Source organism: Rhizobium rosettiformans W3 (genome assembly GCF_004912135.1).
Classification (GTDB): domain Bacteria; phylum Pseudomonadota; class Alphaproteobacteria; order Rhizobiales; family Rhizobiaceae; genus Allorhizobium; species Allorhizobium rosettiformans.
Window position 1 is genome coordinate 128,190 of record NZ_STGU01000006.1, and the last position, 16,269, is coordinate 144,458.

Here is a 16,269-nt window from a genome sequence, read left to right on the forward strand (position 1 = left end):
CACTCTGGACACTCTTTGTTGAGCCGGAACGCGAGATCCAAAGCAGGTCTCGGACGTATTGGCTCATTCTGTTTTCATGAAATTCAGGACTTCGCGAGGGTCTCCAGCCGCGCCAGGAGATCCTCACGCGTCAGGTTGAACTGCGACGCGATCCAGCCCTCTTCGAGCTTGCCCAAGATTTCTCCCACCTTAGGGCCCGCGACGATTCCCGCCGCCAGCACATCGCTGCCCTTGATAGGCAGCACCGGCCGCACGAAACCCTCGGCCCGCTTGAGCAGGGCAAACAGTCGCGCACTGCGCGCCATGGCCTTCTGGTCATGCTCGGCATTGACGCGGGCCGAGGCGAGTTCGAGCTTCAGCATCGAGATCATCCCGTCCTTGCCGAAGCGATAGAGATCGCGGTCGAAGGCAACGTCGGTCACGGTCTCCTGCGGCTTCGGCGCCCGGGCAAACCGGTCGAGCGCCAGCGCTTCGGCATTGGAGAGCCTCAGCCGCTCCGAAAGCGTCACCAGCCGGGCCGCATCCTTCGGCACGATGGCGCAAAGGCGCAGCAGCGGATCCGGCGCCCAGCCCAGCGCCTGTTCGGCGGCGATCAGCCCGGGGATCGCATCGATCCCCCATTTTTCCGTCTCCGGCAGGACCTCGGTGAGCACGCCCGACTGCCGCATCCACAAAAGCGCCCGGCCCGGATCGCGCGCCGACAAGAGCTTCTTCATCTCCGCCCAGACCCGCTCGGCCGAAAGCGTCTTGAGCTGCGCCCGCGCGCGGGCCGAGGCTTTCAGGCCTTCCGCATCAGGGCGGCCACTGCCGTAATGGGCAAAGAAGCGGAAGAAGCGCAGCACACGCAAGTAATCCTCCGCGATCCGCTGCTCGGCATTGCCAATAAAGCGCACCGTCTTCGTTTCGATATCGGCCAAGCCTCCGACGAGATCGACCACCTCGCCATCGACGCCGACATAAAGCGCGTTCATTGTCAGGTCGCGCCGGTCGGCATCCTCCTGCCACGTCGCCCCGAAGGCGACCTGGGCATGCCGGCCATTGGTCTCGACATCCCGGCGAAGCGTCGTCACCTCATAACCCTTGCCATCGATGACCAGCGTCACCGTCCCATGCTCGATCCCCGTCGGCACCGCCTTGATGCCCTTGGCGGCCGCCCTGCCGCTCACCTCTTCCGGCAGAAGCGTGGTCGCCAGATCGATATCGCCGACCGGCAGTCCCATCAGACTGTTGCGCACCGCCCCGCCAACCACGCGCGTCTCCGCGCCGCCGCTGTTGAGCAGCGCCATCAGCGTCTTCAGCGCCGGATCCTGGAACCAGTCGCGGTCAGCCAGATTGGTCATGCGTAGAGCCTTTCATAGAGCGTCCGGATGATGCCGGCGGTAATGCCCCAGATATGCCGTTCCCGATAGGGCATCACATAGAAGTGTCGCACCGCCCCCTGCCACATCCGGCTGTCCTGCCGATGATTGGCCGGGTCCATCAGGAAGGAAAGCGGCACCTCGAACACGCTGTCCACCTCATGCGGGTTGAGCGTCAGCGAAAACCCGGGCTGCACGACCGAAAGCACCGGCTGGATGCGAAAGCCGGTTCCCGACAGATATTGCGGCAACCGCCCCACCGTCTCGACGAACCGGCGGTCGAGACCGATCTCTTCCTCCGCCTCGCGCAGGGCTGCCTCTTCCGGCGAGGCATCGGTCGCATCGATCCCGCCACCCGGAAAGGCGATCTGGCCGGCATGTTTGCGAAGCTTGCTCGTTCGCTGGGTCAGGATGATGCGAGCATCGTAACAGTCGTCGATGACGCCGATCAGCACGGCGGCGTCCTTCAGCTTGAGCTGCTCGTACTGGATGATGGTATCGCGGTTCAGCACATGGTCGCCGTGGTCGCGCCAGGCATGTTCGAGCGGCGCCCCCACCTGCTCCAGCGCCCGGCGACGGAAATCATCGGCAGTGAAGGTTTTAAGGCTCATCGCGACAGACGATCGAGTTCGTCGGCAGGCATCACCGGAAAGACGACGCCGCGCGAGCGCACGGCAAACATTGCCTTGCCATCGATCTCGACGATCTCCCCCCGCTCGACCAGATCATACATCACCGCCCGTGACACCAGCGCCTCAAGCCGGCCGCGCACGGCCAGATAGGGCTTGAGCTCATGGTTCTCGCCGACGATCTCGAACCGCAGCGGATGGTCCGGCCCCGCCTCGACGACGTCGCCGACATTGGTGCGGAACGTCAGCACCGACTCACCCGCCTCCCCCGTCACGCTCATCTCCACGGCGACGAAATGCGCATCCTGGACACGGATCCCGACCTTTTCCACAGGCGTGACGAGATAGGTTTTTCCGTCCTCATCCTTGCGCAGAACGGTCGAAAAGAGCCTGACAAGCGGCTCCCGACCGATGGGTGTCCCCATATAGAACCAGGTGCCGTCGGCCCGGATTTCCATGTCGAGATCGCCGCAAAAGGGTGGTTCCCAGCGGTCCACCGGCGGCAGTGATGCCTTTCCGCCCGATGTTTGCGCTGACGCGCGCGAAATCAGCGCGGCCAGCCCCGCCGCATCTGTTGTCGCCTTCAGCGTCTCACCTGCCATCTTTGCGTCCCGGTTTTGTCTTTAGCCTATAACAGTCACGAGATAGTCATTCGAAACGTCCTTGTCAGCCGTCCTCTGGCCAATAAGTTAGTTTCAGTAACATGCACCTTACGCGTCCGCTCGATTCGCAGGACACGGCCAGAACCAATTGGAGCAGACCATGGGCATGATGCCAAATCCCGATGCCGCATTGGATGAAAAGGCGATCATCGCCGAGGCCGAAAAGGCGCTGGCCGATATTGCGAACATCCGCCAGGAAGTCGCCAAGGTGATCTTCGGCCAGGAAAAGGTCGTCGAAAATACGCTTCTCGCGATCCTTTCCGGCGGCCATGCCCTGCTCGTCGGTGTGCCCGGCCTCGCCAAGACCAAGCTGGTCACAACCCTTGGCACGGTTCTCGGCCTCGACGCCAACCGCATCCAGTTCACGCCGGACCTGATGCCCTCGGACATCCTCGGCACCGAGGTCATGGACCAGGACGACACCGGCCGCCGCTCCTTCCGCTTCGTCAAGGGTCCGGTCTTCGCCCAACTCCTGATGGCCGACGAGATCAACCGCGCAAGCCCGCGCACCCAGTCGGCCCTGCTGCAGTCGATGCAGGAATATCACGTCACCATCGCCGGCCAGCCCTACCAGCTGCCCGCCCCCTTCCACGTGCTCGCGACCCAGAACCCGCTCGAGCAGGAAGGCACCTATCCGCTGCCCGAAGCCCAGCTCGACCGCTTCCTGCTGCAGGTCGACGTGCTCTATCCGGAACTGGCTGCCGAGCGGCAGATCCTGCTCGAAACCACCGGCGTCGGTGACAAGCGCGCCAATGCCGTGATCGGTGCGGAACGCCTGATGGAGATCCAGAAACTGATCCGTCAGATGCCGGTCTCGGACACCGTGGTGGACGCGATCCTCTCGCTCGTCCGCTCCGCCCGCCCTGGCCATGGCAACGACACCACCGACAAGAACGTCGCCTGGGGCCCGGGCCCGCGCGCCGGCCAGGCCCTGATGCTCTGCGCCCGCGCCCGCGCCCTCTACGAAGGCCGCCTCGCCCCCTCGATCGATGACGTGCACGCGCTCGCCGAACCGGTGCTCGAACACCGAATGGCACTGACCTTTGCGGCACGCGCCGAGGGGATGACCGTCCGCGACGTCATCGCGGGTCTCGTTTCCGACCTGCGCAAGTAAGGGAGGCCGTATCCGCGTGGCATCGATCGGCCAGATCGTCGAGCAGACAGCCGGAAGCGAGGTGCTCAAGCGCGCCCGCCAGCGCGCCGTGCTGGTGCCTGACTGCATGGTCGAGGCCAAGCGCATCGCCAACACCGTGATCGCCGGCTGGCATGGCCGCCGCAAGCGCGGCATCGGCGAAAACTTCTGGCAGTTCCGCCCCTATGCTGATGGCGAAAGCTTCTCGCGCATCGACTGGCGCCGCTCGGCCCGCGACGACCACATGTATATCCGCGACCGCGAATGGGAGGCCGCCCATACCGTCTGGCTCTGGGCGGACATGTCGCCGTCGATGATGTACAAGTCGACGCTCGCGTCGGTATCCAAGGAAAGCCGCGCCCTCGTCCTGATGCTGGCGCTCGCCGAAATCCTCGCCCGTTCCGGCGAGCGCATCGGCTGCCCCGGCATCATGGAACCCGTCTCCGCCCGCAACGCCGCCGAACGTCTGGCGGCAGCCATCATGCATGCACCGCTGACCGAAGGCCTGCCCGATACCCGCATGATCCGCGGTGCAAGCGACATCGTGTTGATTGGCGATTTCCTCGACGATGCCGACCGCGTCATGCAGCGCATCACGCCACTTGCCCGCCGCGGCCTGCGCGGCCATGTCGTTGAAGTGGCCGATCCCGCGGAAGAAACCTTTCCCTATACCGGCCGCACCGAATTCACCGATCCGGAAACCGGCGAAAAGCTGACATCCGGCCGCGCCGAGACCCTGCGCGAGGACTATCAGCAGGCCTATCTCGCCCGCCGCGACACGATGTCGGATCAACTCCGTCGCATGGGCTGGAGCTTCACCCACAACCGCACCGACAGACTGGCCTCCGAGGCCCTCGTCGCCGTCCACATGCACCTGTCGGGCATGCCGCCCGCTGCCATCAGGAGTGCGGGCTGATGTTTGGTATTCCGCTGGCCTTCGGCGCTCCCGCGATCCTCGGTGCACTCCTCGCTCTGCCGCTGATCTGGTGGCTGCTGAAGCTCACCCCGCCGCGCCCAAAGGCCGAAGTCTTCCCGCCGCTGAAAATCCTGGCCGGCGTGTTGAAGCGTGAGGAAACGCCTTCGAAAAGCCCCTGGTGGCTCACCCTTCTGCGCATGCTGATGGCCGCGATCGTCATCTTCGCGCTCGCCGACCCCGTGATGAACCCGCGCAACGCCACCCTCTCCGGCGATGGTCCACTGCTGCTCGTCGTCGACAACGGCTGGGCAACCGTCGGCGACTGGGACCGCCGCGTCGAGACCGCGACCGCCCTCATCGGCGATGCCGCCGACCGCAGCCTGCCTGTCTCGATCGTCTTCACCGCCGATCCGACCCATGACGCGATCCCTGGCACGCCAGCGGTTGCGCTGGAAAAGCTTGCCGCCGCCACACCGCGGCCCCTGCGTCCGGATCGTGCAAGAACCATCGAGGCCCTCCGCACCACGTTCTCCGCCCAGACACCGGGGACGCTCGCCTATGTCTCCGATGGCATCGCCCGCGACGCAGACGACCCCTTCCTCTCCGATCTCGCCAGCCTGTCGCCCGCCGAATTCCGCATCGTTGAAGGGGATGGCGCAGCGAGTGTGGCGATTACCGGTGCTAACAACGGCTCGGATGCGCTGACCGTCACCCTCTCGCGTCTCAATGCCTCCGAACCCCGCAGCCTGATCGTTGACGCCCAGGATCGCCAGGGCCGTGTCATCGCCTCCGGCCAAGTGGATTTTGCCGCCGGCAGCACGGAAGCCTCGGGCGAGATCGCGGCGCCCTTCGAGCTGCGCAACGATTTCGCCCGCCTCTCGGTTGCCGGCATCGCCTCGGCTGGCGCAACCCATCTGCTCGACGATGGCTTCCGCCGCCGCAAGGTCGCCCTGATCTCCGGCGACAGCGGCGACGGCTTCCAGCCGCTGCTTTCGCCGCTCTATTACATCGAACGCGCGCTCGGCCCCTATGCCGATGTGGTCAAGCCCGGCCAAACGGATCTCGCGGTCGCCATCCCCGAGATCCTCAACCAGAACCCGTCTGCGCTGGTCTTGGCCGATGTCGGGCGTCTGCCAGCCGACGTCTATGATCCGCTACAGGCCTGGATCAACCGCGGCGGCACGCTGATCCGTTTTGCCGGCCCGCGTCTCGCGGCTGCCCCGGCCGATGATCCGCTGGTCCCAGTCATCCTGCGCCAGGGCGAACGTGCACTCGGCGGCGCTCTCTCGTGGGCCGAGCCGCAGCCGCTCGCCGACTTCCCGACCTTCGGGCCCTTTGCCGGCATGCCACGCCCCGAAGGCATTCTCGTCAAGCGCCAGGTTCTCGCAGAACCGACACCAGATCTCGCCGCCCGCACCTGGGCAAGCCTTGCCGACGGCACGCCGCTGGTCACCGTCGAGGAGACCGGCGCCGGCCGCATCGTGCTTTTCCATGTCAGCGCCGAGGCCACCTGGTCGGATCTTCCGATCTCCGGCACCTTTGTCGAAATGCTCCGCCGCATCGTGCAACTCACCCGCGTCGGTGCAGCCGAAGCCCAGGCTGGCCAGGCGACGGCACCGTCGCTGCCGCCCTTCCGCCTGCTGACCGAGCGTGGCGCCCTCACGGCCGAAGCCGGCGCGGCCAAGCCGCTATCCCTCGGGCCCGATCGTCCTGAGGCAGCCACCTTCGACAATCCGCCCGGCCTCTATGGCACGGAAGACGGTTTCACGGCGCTGAACCTCTTGCCCGCGGATGCCACGCTGCGTCCACTGCCCTCGCCGGCCGGCCTCACCGTCACCCGGGACCCGATGGCCGGTACCGCCGCCACGCCGCTGAAGCCCGGCCTGCTGACCCTCGCCTTCCTGCTTCTGGTGATCGACAGCCTCATCGTGCTCTTCATGGGCGGCGCCTTCTCCCGCATGCCGAAGCGCGCACCGGCTGCGGCCGCATCCATCCTGACGCTCGCCGTCGCGCTCGCGGCTGTTGCCCCATCTGGCCAGGCGCTCGCCCAGTCGAGCGATGCCAAGCCCGGCGACGAACAGATCCTAGAGCGCCTCGACAACACCCATCTTGCCTATGTCATCACGGGCGAAGCCGAGGTCGATCGTCTGTCCGAACAGGGGCTCGCCGGCCTTACCGATTTCCTCACCTACCGGACGACGCTTGAACCCGCGCCGCCGGTTGGTGTCGACATCTCCAAGGACGAGCTTTCCTTCTACCCGATCATCTTCTGGCCGATCTCGGCCACCGCGCCCATGCCATCGGCCTCCGCCATCAGCCGCATCGACGCCTATATGCGCGCCGGCGGCACGGTGCTATTCGATACGCGCGACCAGGGCTCGATGCTCGGGACGGATACGGGAACCTCGCCGAACGGCGAACGTCTGCAGGCAATCCTCGCCAATATCGACATCCCGCCGCTCGAACCCGTCCCTTCCGATCACGTGCTGACCCGGGCCTTCTATCTGCTTCAAGGTTTTCCCGGCCGCTACAGCGGAAGCCCCCTCTGGGTCGAATCCCGCCAAGAGGCCCAGTCGAGCAACAGTGCGGTCGCTTCATCCGGCGATGGCGTTACCCCGATCATGATCACCGGTAACGACTTGATGGGCGCCTGGGCGATTGATGCCAACGGTGCAAGCGTACTGCCCGTCGTGCCCGCCGACGAGATGCAGCGCGAAATGTCCTTCCGCTCCGGCGTCAACATCATGATGTATATGCTGACCGGCAACTACAAGGCGGATCAGGTCCACGTGCCGGCTTTGCTCGAACGACTGGGGCAATGAGACCATGACGCTCGAATTCGCCCCCTTCATTCCCTGGATCGCGATCGGACTGCTGGCCGTGCTGGCCGTCGTCCTCTCCGTCCTCGGCTTCCTGCGCGGCGTACGCGGCACGGCCATCCGTCTCGCCGCCTCCATCGCCGTGCTGGCGGCGCTGGCCAACCCGCTGCTGCTGCAGGAAGAGCGCGATCCGCTGACCACCGTCGTGCCCGTGATCGTCGACCGCAGCCAGAGCCAGCAGATTGCCGGTCGCGCTGACGAAACCGATCAGGCGCTGCAGGGAATCCGCGACCGCCTCGGCCGTTTCGCCAATATCGAGCCGCGCATTGTCGAAGTGACCGACCCCGGCGACAGCGACGCCCCCTCGACCAAACTGTTCGAAGCCCTGGCCGCGGCAACGACCGACGTGCCCCCGGCCCGCGTCGGCGGTGCGATCTTTGTCACCGACGGCCAGGTGCATGACATTCCGGCTGAGAACCAGCCGCTCCCCTTCGACGCCCCGGTGCATTCTCTGATCACCGGCAAGGCGGACGAGTTCGACCGCCGCATCGAGATCTTGCGCGCCCCGCGTTTCGGCATTGTTGACGAGGAACAGGAGCTGACCTTCCGCGTCTTCGACGACGGCGAGGCCTCCAACCAGCCGGCCGATGTCTCGGTGAAGATGAACGGCGAAGATCTCGGCATCGTCCCCGCCGTGCCCGGCGCCGAGACGTCCTTTGCATTCCGCGTTCCCCGTGGCGGCAACAATGTGCTCGAATTTTCCGTCGCCGCCACACCGGGTGAAGTGACCGATGTCAACAACCGCGCCATCCACCTGATCGAGGGCATCCGCCAGAACCTGCGCGTGCTGCTCGTCTCGGGCGAGCCGCATGCCGGCGAACGCGCCTGGCGCAACCTCTTGAAATCGGACGCCTCTGTCGACCTCGTGCATTTCACCATCCTGCGCCCGCCGGAAAAACAGGACGGCACGCCGATCAACGAACTGTCGCTGATCGCCTTCCCCACCCGCGAGTTGTTCGTCGAGAAGATCAATGATTTCGATCTGATCATCTTCGACCGCTACCAGCATCGCGGCGTGCTGCCGATCCTCTACTACGACTACATCGCCGAATATGTGAGAAACGGCGGCGCGCTGCTGATTGCCGCCGGCCCCGAACATGCCGGCCAGGATTCGATCGCGCTCACCCCGCTCTCTTCCGTGCTTCCGGCAACGCCGACCGGCGACGTGCACCAGGCCGGCTTCTATCCGCGCCTCTCGGACCAGGGCAAACGCCATCCCGTCACCCGTGGCCTCGATGGCTCGGCCGTCGAACCGCCGCAATGGGGTCGCTGGTTCCGCAGCGTCGATGTCGGCCGTACCGACGGCGAGACGGTCATGACCGGCGACGGCGACCGCCCGCTGCTCGTCTTGAACCGCGCCAATGAAGGCCGCGTCGCCATGCTGCTCTCCGACCAGGGCTGGCTCTGGGCGCGCGGTTTCGAAGGCGGCGGCCCGCATGTCTCGCTCTATCGCCGCATCGCCCACTGGCTGATGAAGGAGCCCGAACTCGAGGAAGAGGCGCTGAAGGCCCGCGCCACCGGCCGTACGCTGGAAGTCACCCGACAGACCATCGGCGACGCCCCTGGCCCCGCAACGATCACCACGCCCTCGGGCGAAACGATTGCGCTGAACCTCAACGAGATCCAGCCCGGCCTCTATCGCGGCGAACGCCGCATGACGGAAACCGGCCTCTTCACCGTGACCAATGGCGACTTCTCGACCCTCGTCCATGTCGGCGCGGTCGACGCCCCGGAATTCCGCGCGATGATCTCGACGACAGACACGCTGTCGCCGATCAGCGAGGAAACCCGCGGCCTAACCACCCGTCTCGACGATGGCGACGCCTCCGTCCGCATCCCCGACATCCTCCCGGTGCGCGGCGAAGTCCGCGTTGCCGACGATCGCCGGATGCTGATTAAGCTGACCGACGAAACCGTGCTCAAGGGCGTCAATACGCTGCCGCTGTTTGCAGGATTTGCCGGCTTGGGGATCTTGCTGCTGGCCGTCTCGGCCATGTGGTGGCGCGAGGGACGCTGAAGCCACGCCGTCGCCTTCGCCATTGCACCGATCAGCAGACCGGTTGCTCAATAGTGACGGTAAACCAGATCGCCCGGTGACGGCCGCTCGGCCTTCGGGTCCAGCTCGGCGCCGAGCCGCAAGGCAAGCCCCGCCGATCGCGCGTTGGCGGGATCGACATAGCTGACAAGGCTCGGCAACTGCCGAACCTCTTTCGCCCAGCTGAGCATCGCTTCCGCAGCCTCACGGGCATAGCCTCTGCCCTCGAATTCCGGATACACGAACCATCCCAGTTCGAACTCGGGAAACAGCGGTCCAGCATTGATCCCCACCTGCCCCACGCAGGCACCGGTCACGGTCTCGTCGATCATCAGAGCGCTGCAGCCGAACAGGTCCCACTGCGCATGGTCGCTGCAGAACATGCCCCAGGCAGCGGCATCGGAAAATGGACCACCCATGTACTGGGCGCGCTCCGAACCCATCAGCCAGCGATAGGCGGCCCAGTCCTCGGAGCGCATGGGACGCAGGGTGAGACGTGCGGTGGTCAGGGTTGGAACGGAAAACATGTTTGTCCTGAGGCGATGGTCTCCAGCGTCTCTCTTTAACAATGAAACCGTAGCACTAGCCAGCCTCTCCGTAACAGCGAGCCACTCACCCCATCAGCGCCTTCGCCTTTTCCTTCGCCAGCCCGCGAGAGGCCGACACCCCCTTCGGGAAGCCGCTCCTGTCGCCGAAGTCCTTGACCTCGCCGCGGCGCATGTGTCGGCCGGTGGCAGCACCCGCGGCGATGAAGTCGAGCAGCGTCACACCCGCCACCATGAAAAGCGCGATCGCCACATTGTCCTGCTTCGGATTGTCGGGATGCATGGCCGATCCCAGCGCGACGATGTCGAGGCCGTCGCCGGCGATGCGGCTGGCAAGCCCCACCTCCTTGTCGACCGAAAGCGTCATCATGCCCGAGCCGATCTCGCGAAGCCCATAGGATCGGACCATGACTTCCTGCCCCTCCATGCCGAGCGCGCGGGTGATGCGGTGCGCGCCGAACAGTTCGACGAGGCCGAGCCCGATGCTGAACCAGCCGAGATTGCGGGCAAGCCGGTCCGAAGAGGAAAAGGAGCTCGGCCCCTTCTCGAGAACCTTCGGATCACTCTTGGAACGTTTGAGTGTGCTGAGCAAATTCATGGCGATACCTCCGGTTACGGCTTCAGGACGACTTTGATGCAGCTGTCCTGCTTGTCGCGGAACACCTTGTACATCTCGGGCCCCTCTTCGAGGCCGACGGTGTGGGTGATGACGAAGGACGGGTCGATCTGCCCCTCCTCGATCCGGCGCACCAGATCGTCCGTCCAGCGCTTCACATGCGTCTGCCCCATGCGGAAGGTCAGCCCCTTGTTCATCGCCATGCCCATCGGCACCTTGTCGATGAGGCCGCTATAGACGCCCGGAATGGAGATGATGCCGCCCGGCCGGCAGACGTAGATCATTTCACGCAGCACATGCGGCCGATCGTTTTCCATCAGCATCATCTGCTTGGCGCGGTCCATCAGCGTGTCGGGATGGCTCATCGAGACATGGCTTTCCATGCCGACGGCATCGATACACTTCTCCGGCCCCTTGCCCTTGGTCAGTTCATCGAGCCGCTCGATGACGCTCTCTTCCTTGAAGTTGATGGTAATTGCGCCGCCGGCCTCGGCCATGGAGAGACGCTCGGGAAGGTAATCGATCGCTACGACCTGCGCCGCACCGAGCAGCACGGCACTGCGGATCGCCATCTGCCCGACGGGACCACAGCCCCAGACGACGACGGTGTCGCTCGGCTCGATCTCGCATTGGACTGCCGCCTGCCAGCCGGTCGGCAGGATATCGCTCAAGAACAGCGCCTGCTCGTCGCTCATACTGTCGGGCACCTTGATATGCGTGCTGTCGGCATAGGGCACCCGCAGATACTCCGCCTGCCCGCCCGGATAGCCGCCCGTCAAATGGGTGTAGCCGAAGAGACCGCCGGTCGTATGACCGAAGACCTTCTCGGACAGTTCCTTCTTGCGGTTGGTCGTCTCGCAGACGGAGTAGTTGCCGCGGCGGCACTGCTCGCATTCACCGCAGGTGATCGTGAAGGGAATGACGACCCGGTCACCTTTCTTCAGTGTGCCGTTCAGACCGGAACCGGTCTCGACGACCTCGCCCATGGTTTCGTGGCCCATGATGTCGCCCGGCATCATCGCCGGCACGAAATTGTGGAAGAGATGCAGGTCCGAGCCGCAGATCGCGCAGCTCGTCACCTTGATGATCGCATCCCGTGGATCCTCGATCTCCGGATCCGATACCCGATCACATCGAATATCCTCCTTGCCGTGCCATACCAATGCGCGCATCCGGGTCTCCTCGCTGTCTTCCCTGTTCAGGTTGATACCTGCCCAACAAGAACTGCGCCGAACGGTTCCGACAAAGTTTGAGAGCCACCCTCGACAGGGCCACGCCGAGCAGCGAAACTGCAGGCATGACGACACCGCTCACCCTGACAGACACTGTTCCCGAAGCCGCCCGCGAGAAGATCCTCGCCGGCATCCGCGCGCACAACGACACCCTGCTCGGCCCGACAGACCGCAGGGAGCTCTTCATCCCGATCACGGCGGAGAACGGGAGCGTCGATGGTGGCCTGATCGGCTATACCGGTCGAGGTTGGCTATACGTGGAACTGCTTTTCGTCCCCGAACGTCTGCGCGGAGAGGGCATGGCCGGCAAACTTCTGGCGCTCGCCGAAGAGGAAGCGCGGGCGCGCGGCTGCATCGGTGCCAATATCGACACGATCAATCCGGTGGCACGTCGCGCTTACGAACGCGCCGGATACAGCGTCTTCGGCCGCATCGAGAATTTTGCGCAGGGCCACGATATCTGCTGGCTGCTCAAGCGGTTCTGAAGTTTTTCTCGCGCAGCCTTGCATTTCCGTTGCTCCGCCTCGCTGCAAAGCCAAATCGTCCAATCGCGGAACATCACGCCAGCGCAGTTGTTCCACTTGTGCGACCACGGCGGCCGACCGCCGGCCATCGACGCGAACAAGGGGCGATCAAATGACACGACAGGACATGGCACCGCACCAGCGTGTGGAGCGGGAAAGAGGCTGGTCGAGACCTTCGATCTCGCTTGTGGTGCTGGCAGCGGCGTTGATCCTGTTCCTCGTCCTGCTGCCGGGAACCGTGCTGATGATCTTTGCCGGCATGCTGCTCGCGGTCTTCTTCCGCGCTGGCGGCGTCTGGCTCGCCCGTCACCTTTCGCTGCGCCCTGTCTGGGGTGTTGCTCTGTTTCTGCTGGCGATCCTGCTCGGCCTCGCGCTCGCCGGCACCGCGGCCGCGCCGGCCATTTCGACGCAGTTCGATGAACTGTGGCGCCAGATCCCGGACGCGGCCGAGAGCCTCACCTCCCGCCTCGAGCAATACGCCTGGGGTCGAGAAATCCTCGATCGCATGGGGGAAGCCGACATCTGGTCGGGTGCCTTCGGCGGGGCGGCAACCCAGGCGCTCGGCTCCGCCTTCGGCTATCTCGGCAACACCGTGCTTCTGCTGTTCATCGCCCTTTACGGCGCCTTCGACCCGGGCACCTATCGCCGTGGCTTCATCAAGCTCTTCGCGCCCTCGCTGCGCCCCGAAGCAGGCGAAGTGCTGAACGAGAGTGTTGCGACGCTGCAGAGCTGGCTCTCCGCACAGCTGATCTCGATGTCGGTCGTCGGGATCCTCACCGGCCTGGGCCTCTGGCTCATCGGCATTCCGCTTGCTCTGGTGCTGGGACTGATCGCCGGCCTGCTCGCCTTCATCCCGAATGTCGGGCCGATCCTCGCCGCAATACCCGGCCTCCTGCTCGCCGTTCCCGACGGCACGAACGCGGTGCTGATGGTGCTCGCCGTCTATCTCTCCGTGCAGACGCTGGAGAGTTACGTGGTCACACCTCTTGTACAGAAGGAAAAGGTCTCGCTGCCGCCCGTCCTGGTCATCTCTTCGCAGCTGATCTTCGGAACGCTCTTCGGGCTGATCGGCCTTGCAATGGCAACCCCGCTCACGGCGCTCGGAATGCAGCTGATCTACCGCGTCTATGTCGGGGCATGGCTGGAACGGGAGCGTCCGTCGTCGGAAATCATCACGGAGGCTTCAGCGAATACGAAGCCGGAGACGAGCGGCAAGGCCGCCCGCCTAAGCTCCTAGACATCAGGTCTTAGAAAATCAGCATCAGGAACAGGATCACCACGATCAGCCCGATGAGAAAGATGGCTCCGACTGTTCCACCGATGAACTTAAGCATGTCAGCGTCTCCTCTCTGGTTCAGCGCATGATCGACCGACAAGTGGCCGATATCTGCGGGGACAAGACAGGGGAACAGCTCAGTTCAGCCTTGGTTCCACTTGAGGCACCGGAACACCGGGAATGGTGGAGGATCAGCCTGCCGCGTAGACCTTGGCGGATGTGAAGGCGCCCAGGGCTTCCACCTGAAAAGCTTCAGGATCGTGCCACGCGATCACGCCCTTCAGCCGCGCATGCACATCATCCGCCAAGGGCACGACCAGCACGCGGTTCGGATCGACCGGCCCCGGGAACTCCAGCGCCTTGTAGGCGACCTTCTCGAAACCGAGCGGCATGTAATAGGGCGGGTCCCCGATCAGGATGACGCCTTCCGAGCCCTTGCGCCGGGCCGCTTCGATGGCGATCCGCACCAATTCGCGACCAATGCCCCGGTTCTTGTGGGATGGCCGCACGGCAAGCGGCCCGAGCAGATGTCCCTTCACGCCACCGGCGAGAACCGGCGTCATGCGCACGGAGGCAATCGTCTCGCCATTGTCGGCACAGATGAAGGAGAGCGACCGGTCATGCGGCCCCTGCTCGCGAATGCGCGCGGCAGCACGCGTGTGCCGACCGGGACCAAAGGCTTCTTCGTTGATGACTTCAATAACCGCGTCGTGCGACGCATCCTCGGTGAGGTAGACAAGGCCGGAGTGAAACATGGATGACCGAAACCAGTAGACAGACAGCAATTAGGTTCAATCGCACGGGGCTCGTGCGTTCGAGAGCTTCAGCGTCGTCGTGGGTTCCGTGCGATGGTCATAGGGGCCTTCTAGGTTTTGAGTTTGGTTCCGATAGCAGCAAAATTTATTCCCGTCCAACGGAAAACGCAGTGTTCAACCCATCGCCCCTCGCAATCGCGGCCAACCGCCGTATCTTCCGGGTCAAGTTGAAACGACAAGGAACCGATCATGGGCAGGCTGGTAGATGGCGTCTGGCAGGACGTCTGGTACGACACGAAATCGACATCCGGGCATTTCAAGCGCGCCGATTCGAGCTTCCGCAACTGGGTGACGGCGGATGGTTCGGCCGGTCCCTCCGGTGAAGGCGGCTTCAAGGCAGAGGCCGGGCGCTATCACCTCTATGTCTCCTATGCCTGTCCCTGGGCCCACCGGACGCTGATCTTCCGCAAGCTGAAGGGTCTCGAAGACCTGATCTCGGTCTCGGTCGTCGATCCCCTGATGCTGGAAAACGGTTGGGAATTTCATGAGCGCGACGGCGCGACTGCCGACCAACTCTTCGGCTCCGACTATCTCTGGCAGGTCTATGTCAAGGCCGACCCGAATTTCTCGGGCCGCGTGACCGTCCCCGTCCTCTGGGACAAGCAGAAAGGTACGATCGTCTCCAACGAGTCGGCCGAAATCATCCGCATGTTCAATTCGGCCTTCGACCACCTGACGGGCTCGACCCTCGACATGCATCCTGAGGCTCTGCATGCCGAAATCGACGAAGTGAACAAACGCGTCTACGACACCGTCAACAACGGCGTCTACAAGGCCGGTTTCGCCACGACCCAGGAAGCTTATGAAAGTGCGGTCTTCCCGCTCTTCGAAACGCTCGATTGGCTGGAAGATCGCCTGAAGACCCAGCGCTATCTCTTCGATAACAGCATGACGGAGGCCGACTGGCGGCTCTTCACCACGCTCGTGCGTTTCGACCCCGTCTATGTCGGCCACTTCAAGTGCAATATCCGCCGTATCGCGGATTACCCGGCACTATCCGCCTATCTGCGCGATCTCTACCAGACGCCGGGTGTGGCCGAGACGGTCGAGATGCGCCACATCAAGCATCACTATTACCGCAGCCACACCATGATCAACCCGACCGGCGTCGTTCCCGTTGGCCCGGACGAGGAACTGACCGCCCCGCACGGCCGTGAGACGCTTGGCGCCTGATCTTCACCAGTAATGCGCGGGGGAGGTTTCCCCGCGCAGCTCCGCGATGCGAAGCCGCGTTGCCTCGGTCGTGCCTTCCGGCAGGGCGTCGAGCGGGAAGAAGCCGGCTTCCGCGATCTCCCGGTCGGCAGGTCGCTCGGCCGTCTGCCGCACGTCGACGCGGTAGAGAAGAACATGGTCACGCCCGCTGATCCGCGCGTTGAAATAGACGTGGAAGAGCGCCGGGACGCTGATCGCCTCCAGATTGCCCTCCTCCCGCATCTCCTTGATCAGCGCATCCATCGCCGTCTCGCCGCGCTCCACGCCGCCACCCGGCAGATGCCAGCCGGGAACATAGGTATGGCGCACGAGAAAGATCCGGCCGGCCTCGTCGAAACAGGCGGCCCGTACGCCGAGCGTCATGCCGCGGCTCAGCGCGAAATAGACATGCAGCACGCGAACAAGGAACCTCTTCGGCCATCCGAGCCTTTCGCTATC

16 protein-coding genes are annotated in these 16,269 nt (G+C 64.3%); 7 read left to right on the plus strand and 9 right to left on the minus strand.

Annotated elements, in window-relative coordinates:
* Nucleotides 1-83: 83 nt before the first annotated feature.
* Genes FAA86_RS12750 through FAA86_RS12760 form a run of 3 tightly spaced genes read right to left on the minus strand, consistent with a single transcriptional unit; the run spans nt 84 to nt 2,589 of the window.
* Nucleotides 84-1,340, minus strand: coding sequence for a CCA tRNA nucleotidyltransferase (locus tag FAA86_RS12750; RefSeq protein WP_136541100.1), 1,257 nt, complete (start codon nt 1,338-1,340; stop codon nt 84-86).
* Entirely contained in the window at nt 1,337-1,969 is a 633-nt protein-coding gene (locus tag FAA86_RS12755; protein WP_136541102.1) for a CoA pyrophosphatase, read from the minus strand. Before FAA86_RS12755 ends, FAA86_RS12750 begins: the two co-directional genes overlap by 4 nt.
* On the minus strand, nt 1,966-2,589 hold the full coding sequence (locus FAA86_RS12760; RefSeq protein WP_136541104.1) for a DUF1285 domain-containing protein: 624 nt from the start codon (nt 2,587-2,589) through the stop codon (nt 1,966-1,968). Before FAA86_RS12760 ends, FAA86_RS12755 begins: the two co-directional genes overlap by 4 nt.
* 160 nt (nt 2,590-2,749) lie before the next feature.
* Here FAA86_RS12760 and FAA86_RS12765 point away from each other — a divergent pair, with 160 nt between their 5' ends.
* Genes FAA86_RS12765 through FAA86_RS12780 form a run of 4 tightly spaced genes read left to right on the plus strand, consistent with a single transcriptional unit; the run spans nt 2,750 to nt 9,593 of the window.
* Nucleotides 2,750-3,763, plus strand: coding sequence for an AAA family ATPase (locus tag FAA86_RS12765; RefSeq protein ID WP_136541106.1), 1,014 nt, complete (start codon nt 2,750-2,752; stop codon nt 3,761-3,763).
* 16 nt (nt 3,764-3,779) lie between these two features.
* The gene (locus tag FAA86_RS12770) at nt 3,780-4,697 is read left to right on the plus strand and encodes a DUF58 domain-containing protein (RefSeq protein WP_136541108.1); all 918 of its coding nucleotides are present in this window, start codon (nt 3,780-3,782) and stop codon (nt 4,695-4,697) included.
* Nucleotides 4,697-7,519, plus strand: a complete 2,823-nt coding sequence (locus FAA86_RS12775; RefSeq protein WP_136541110.1) for a DUF4159 domain-containing protein — start codon at nt 4,697-4,699, stop codon at nt 7,517-7,519. Before FAA86_RS12770 ends, FAA86_RS12775 begins: the two co-directional genes overlap by 1 nt.
* A 4-nt stretch (nt 7,520-7,523) precedes the next feature.
* Nucleotides 7,524-9,593, plus strand: coding sequence for a hypothetical protein (locus tag FAA86_RS12780; RefSeq protein WP_136541112.1), 2,070 nt, complete (start codon nt 7,524-7,526; stop codon nt 9,591-9,593).
* A 47-nt stretch (nt 9,594-9,640) separates the two neighbouring features.
* Here the strand turns inward: FAA86_RS12780 and FAA86_RS12785 are convergent, their stop codons facing one another.
* The 3 genes from FAA86_RS12785 to FAA86_RS12795 all read right to left on the minus strand — a co-directional run bounded on the left by FAA86_RS12785 (nt 9,641) and on the right by FAA86_RS12795 (nt 11,944).
* Nucleotides 9,641-10,138, minus strand: a complete 498-nt coding sequence (locus FAA86_RS12785) for a GNAT family N-acetyltransferase (protein WP_136541114.1) — start codon at nt 10,136-10,138, stop codon at nt 9,641-9,643.
* Between the two features lie 85 nt (nt 10,139-10,223).
* Nucleotides 10,224-10,754, minus strand: coding sequence for a hypothetical protein (locus tag FAA86_RS12790; protein WP_136541116.1), 531 nt, complete (start codon nt 10,752-10,754; stop codon nt 10,224-10,226).
* Between the two features lie 14 nt (nt 10,755-10,768).
* On the minus strand, nt 10,769-11,944 hold the full coding sequence (locus tag FAA86_RS12795; RefSeq protein ID WP_136541118.1) for a zinc-dependent alcohol dehydrogenase: 1,176 nt from the start codon (nt 11,942-11,944) through the stop codon (nt 10,769-10,771).
* 125 nt (nt 11,945-12,069) lie between these two features.
* Here FAA86_RS12795 and FAA86_RS12800 point away from each other — a divergent pair, with 125 nt between their 5' ends.
* Nucleotides 12,070-12,489, plus strand: a complete 420-nt coding sequence (locus FAA86_RS12800) for a GNAT family N-acetyltransferase (RefSeq protein ID WP_136541120.1) — start codon at nt 12,070-12,072, stop codon at nt 12,487-12,489.
* Between the two features lie 151 nt (nt 12,490-12,640).
* A complete protein-coding gene (locus FAA86_RS12805) occupies nt 12,641-13,765 on the plus strand; it encodes an AI-2E family transporter (protein ID WP_205910034.1) in 1,125 nt (374 codons plus the stop codon).
* A gap of 10 nt (nt 13,766-13,775) precedes the next feature.
* On the opposite strand, the gene FAA86_RS25115 is transcribed toward FAA86_RS12805, so the two are convergent.
* Complete coding sequence (locus tag FAA86_RS25115) at nt 13,776-13,904, minus strand: small membrane protein YohP (RefSeq protein WP_281281747.1); 129 nt, start codon at nt 13,902-13,904, stop codon at nt 13,776-13,778.
* 91 nt (nt 13,905-13,995) lie between these two features.
* Nucleotides 13,996-14,559: a GNAT family N-acetyltransferase gene (locus FAA86_RS12815; protein WP_136541122.1), complete on the minus strand. Its 564-nt coding sequence runs from the start codon at nt 14,557-14,559 to the stop codon at nt 13,996-13,998.
* 249 nt (nt 14,560-14,808) lie between these two features.
* Between FAA86_RS12815 and FAA86_RS12820 the strand changes: the two genes are divergently transcribed.
* Nucleotides 14,809-15,792: a glutathione S-transferase family protein gene (locus FAA86_RS12820; protein ID WP_136541124.1), complete on the plus strand. Its 984-nt coding sequence runs from the start codon at nt 14,809-14,811 to the stop codon at nt 15,790-15,792.
* Nucleotides 15,793-15,795: 3 nt separating this feature from the next.
* On the opposite strand, the gene FAA86_RS12825 is transcribed toward FAA86_RS12820, so the two are convergent.
* Nucleotides 15,796-16,194, minus strand: coding sequence for an NUDIX domain-containing protein (locus tag FAA86_RS12825; RefSeq protein ID WP_246035071.1), 399 nt, complete (start codon nt 16,192-16,194; stop codon nt 15,796-15,798).
* Between the last annotated feature and the right edge of the window lie 75 nt (nt 16,195-16,269).

Excerpts from the sequence above, each read along its gene's own strand:
- FAA86_RS12765 (WP_136541106.1), top strand. The coding sequence starts at position 2,750 with ATGGGCATGATGCCAAATCCCGATGCCGCATTGGATGAAAAGGCGATC.
- FAA86_RS12755 (WP_136541102.1), bottom strand. The coding sequence starts at position 1,969 with ATGAGCCTTAAAACCTTCACTGCCGATGATTTCCGTCGCCGGGCGCTG.
- FAA86_RS12795 (WP_136541118.1), bottom strand. The coding sequence starts at position 11,944 with ATGCGCGCATTGGTATGGCACGGCAAGGAGGATATTCGATGTGATCGG.
- FAA86_RS12785 (WP_136541114.1), bottom strand. The coding sequence starts at position 10,138 with ATGTTTTCCGTTCCAACCCTGACCACCGCACGTCTCACCCTGCGTCCC.
- FAA86_RS12815 (WP_136541122.1), bottom strand. The coding sequence starts at position 14,559 with ATGTTTCACTCCGGCCTTGTCTACCTCACCGAGGATGCGTCGCACGAC.
- FAA86_RS12775 (WP_136541110.1), top strand. The coding sequence starts at position 4,697 with ATGTTTGGTATTCCGCTGGCCTTCGGCGCTCCCGCGATCCTCGGTGCA.
- FAA86_RS12790 (WP_136541116.1), bottom strand. The coding sequence starts at position 10,754 with ATGAATTTGCTCAGCACACTCAAACGTTCCAAGAGTGATCCGAAGGTT.
- FAA86_RS12750 (WP_136541100.1), bottom strand. The coding sequence starts at position 1,340 with ATGACCAATCTGGCTGACCGCGACTGGTTCCAGGATCCGGCGCTGAAG.
- FAA86_RS12800 (WP_136541120.1), top strand. The coding sequence starts at position 12,070 with ATGACGACACCGCTCACCCTGACAGACACTGTTCCCGAAGCCGCCCGC.
- FAA86_RS12760 (WP_136541104.1), bottom strand. The coding sequence starts at position 2,589 with ATGGCAGGTGAGACGCTGAAGGCGACAACAGATGCGGCGGGGCTGGCC.
- FAA86_RS12820 (WP_136541124.1), top strand. The coding sequence starts at position 14,809 with ATGGGCAGGCTGGTAGATGGCGTCTGGCAGGACGTCTGGTACGACACG.
- FAA86_RS12780 (WP_136541112.1), top strand. The coding sequence starts at position 7,524 with ATGACGCTCGAATTCGCCCCCTTCATTCCCTGGATCGCGATCGGACTG.
- FAA86_RS12825 (WP_246035071.1), bottom strand. The coding sequence starts at position 16,194 with ATGACGCTCGGCGTACGGGCCGCCTGTTTCGACGAGGCCGGCCGGATC.
- FAA86_RS12805 (WP_205910034.1), top strand. The coding sequence starts at position 12,641 with ATGACACGACAGGACATGGCACCGCACCAGCGTGTGGAGCGGGAAAGA.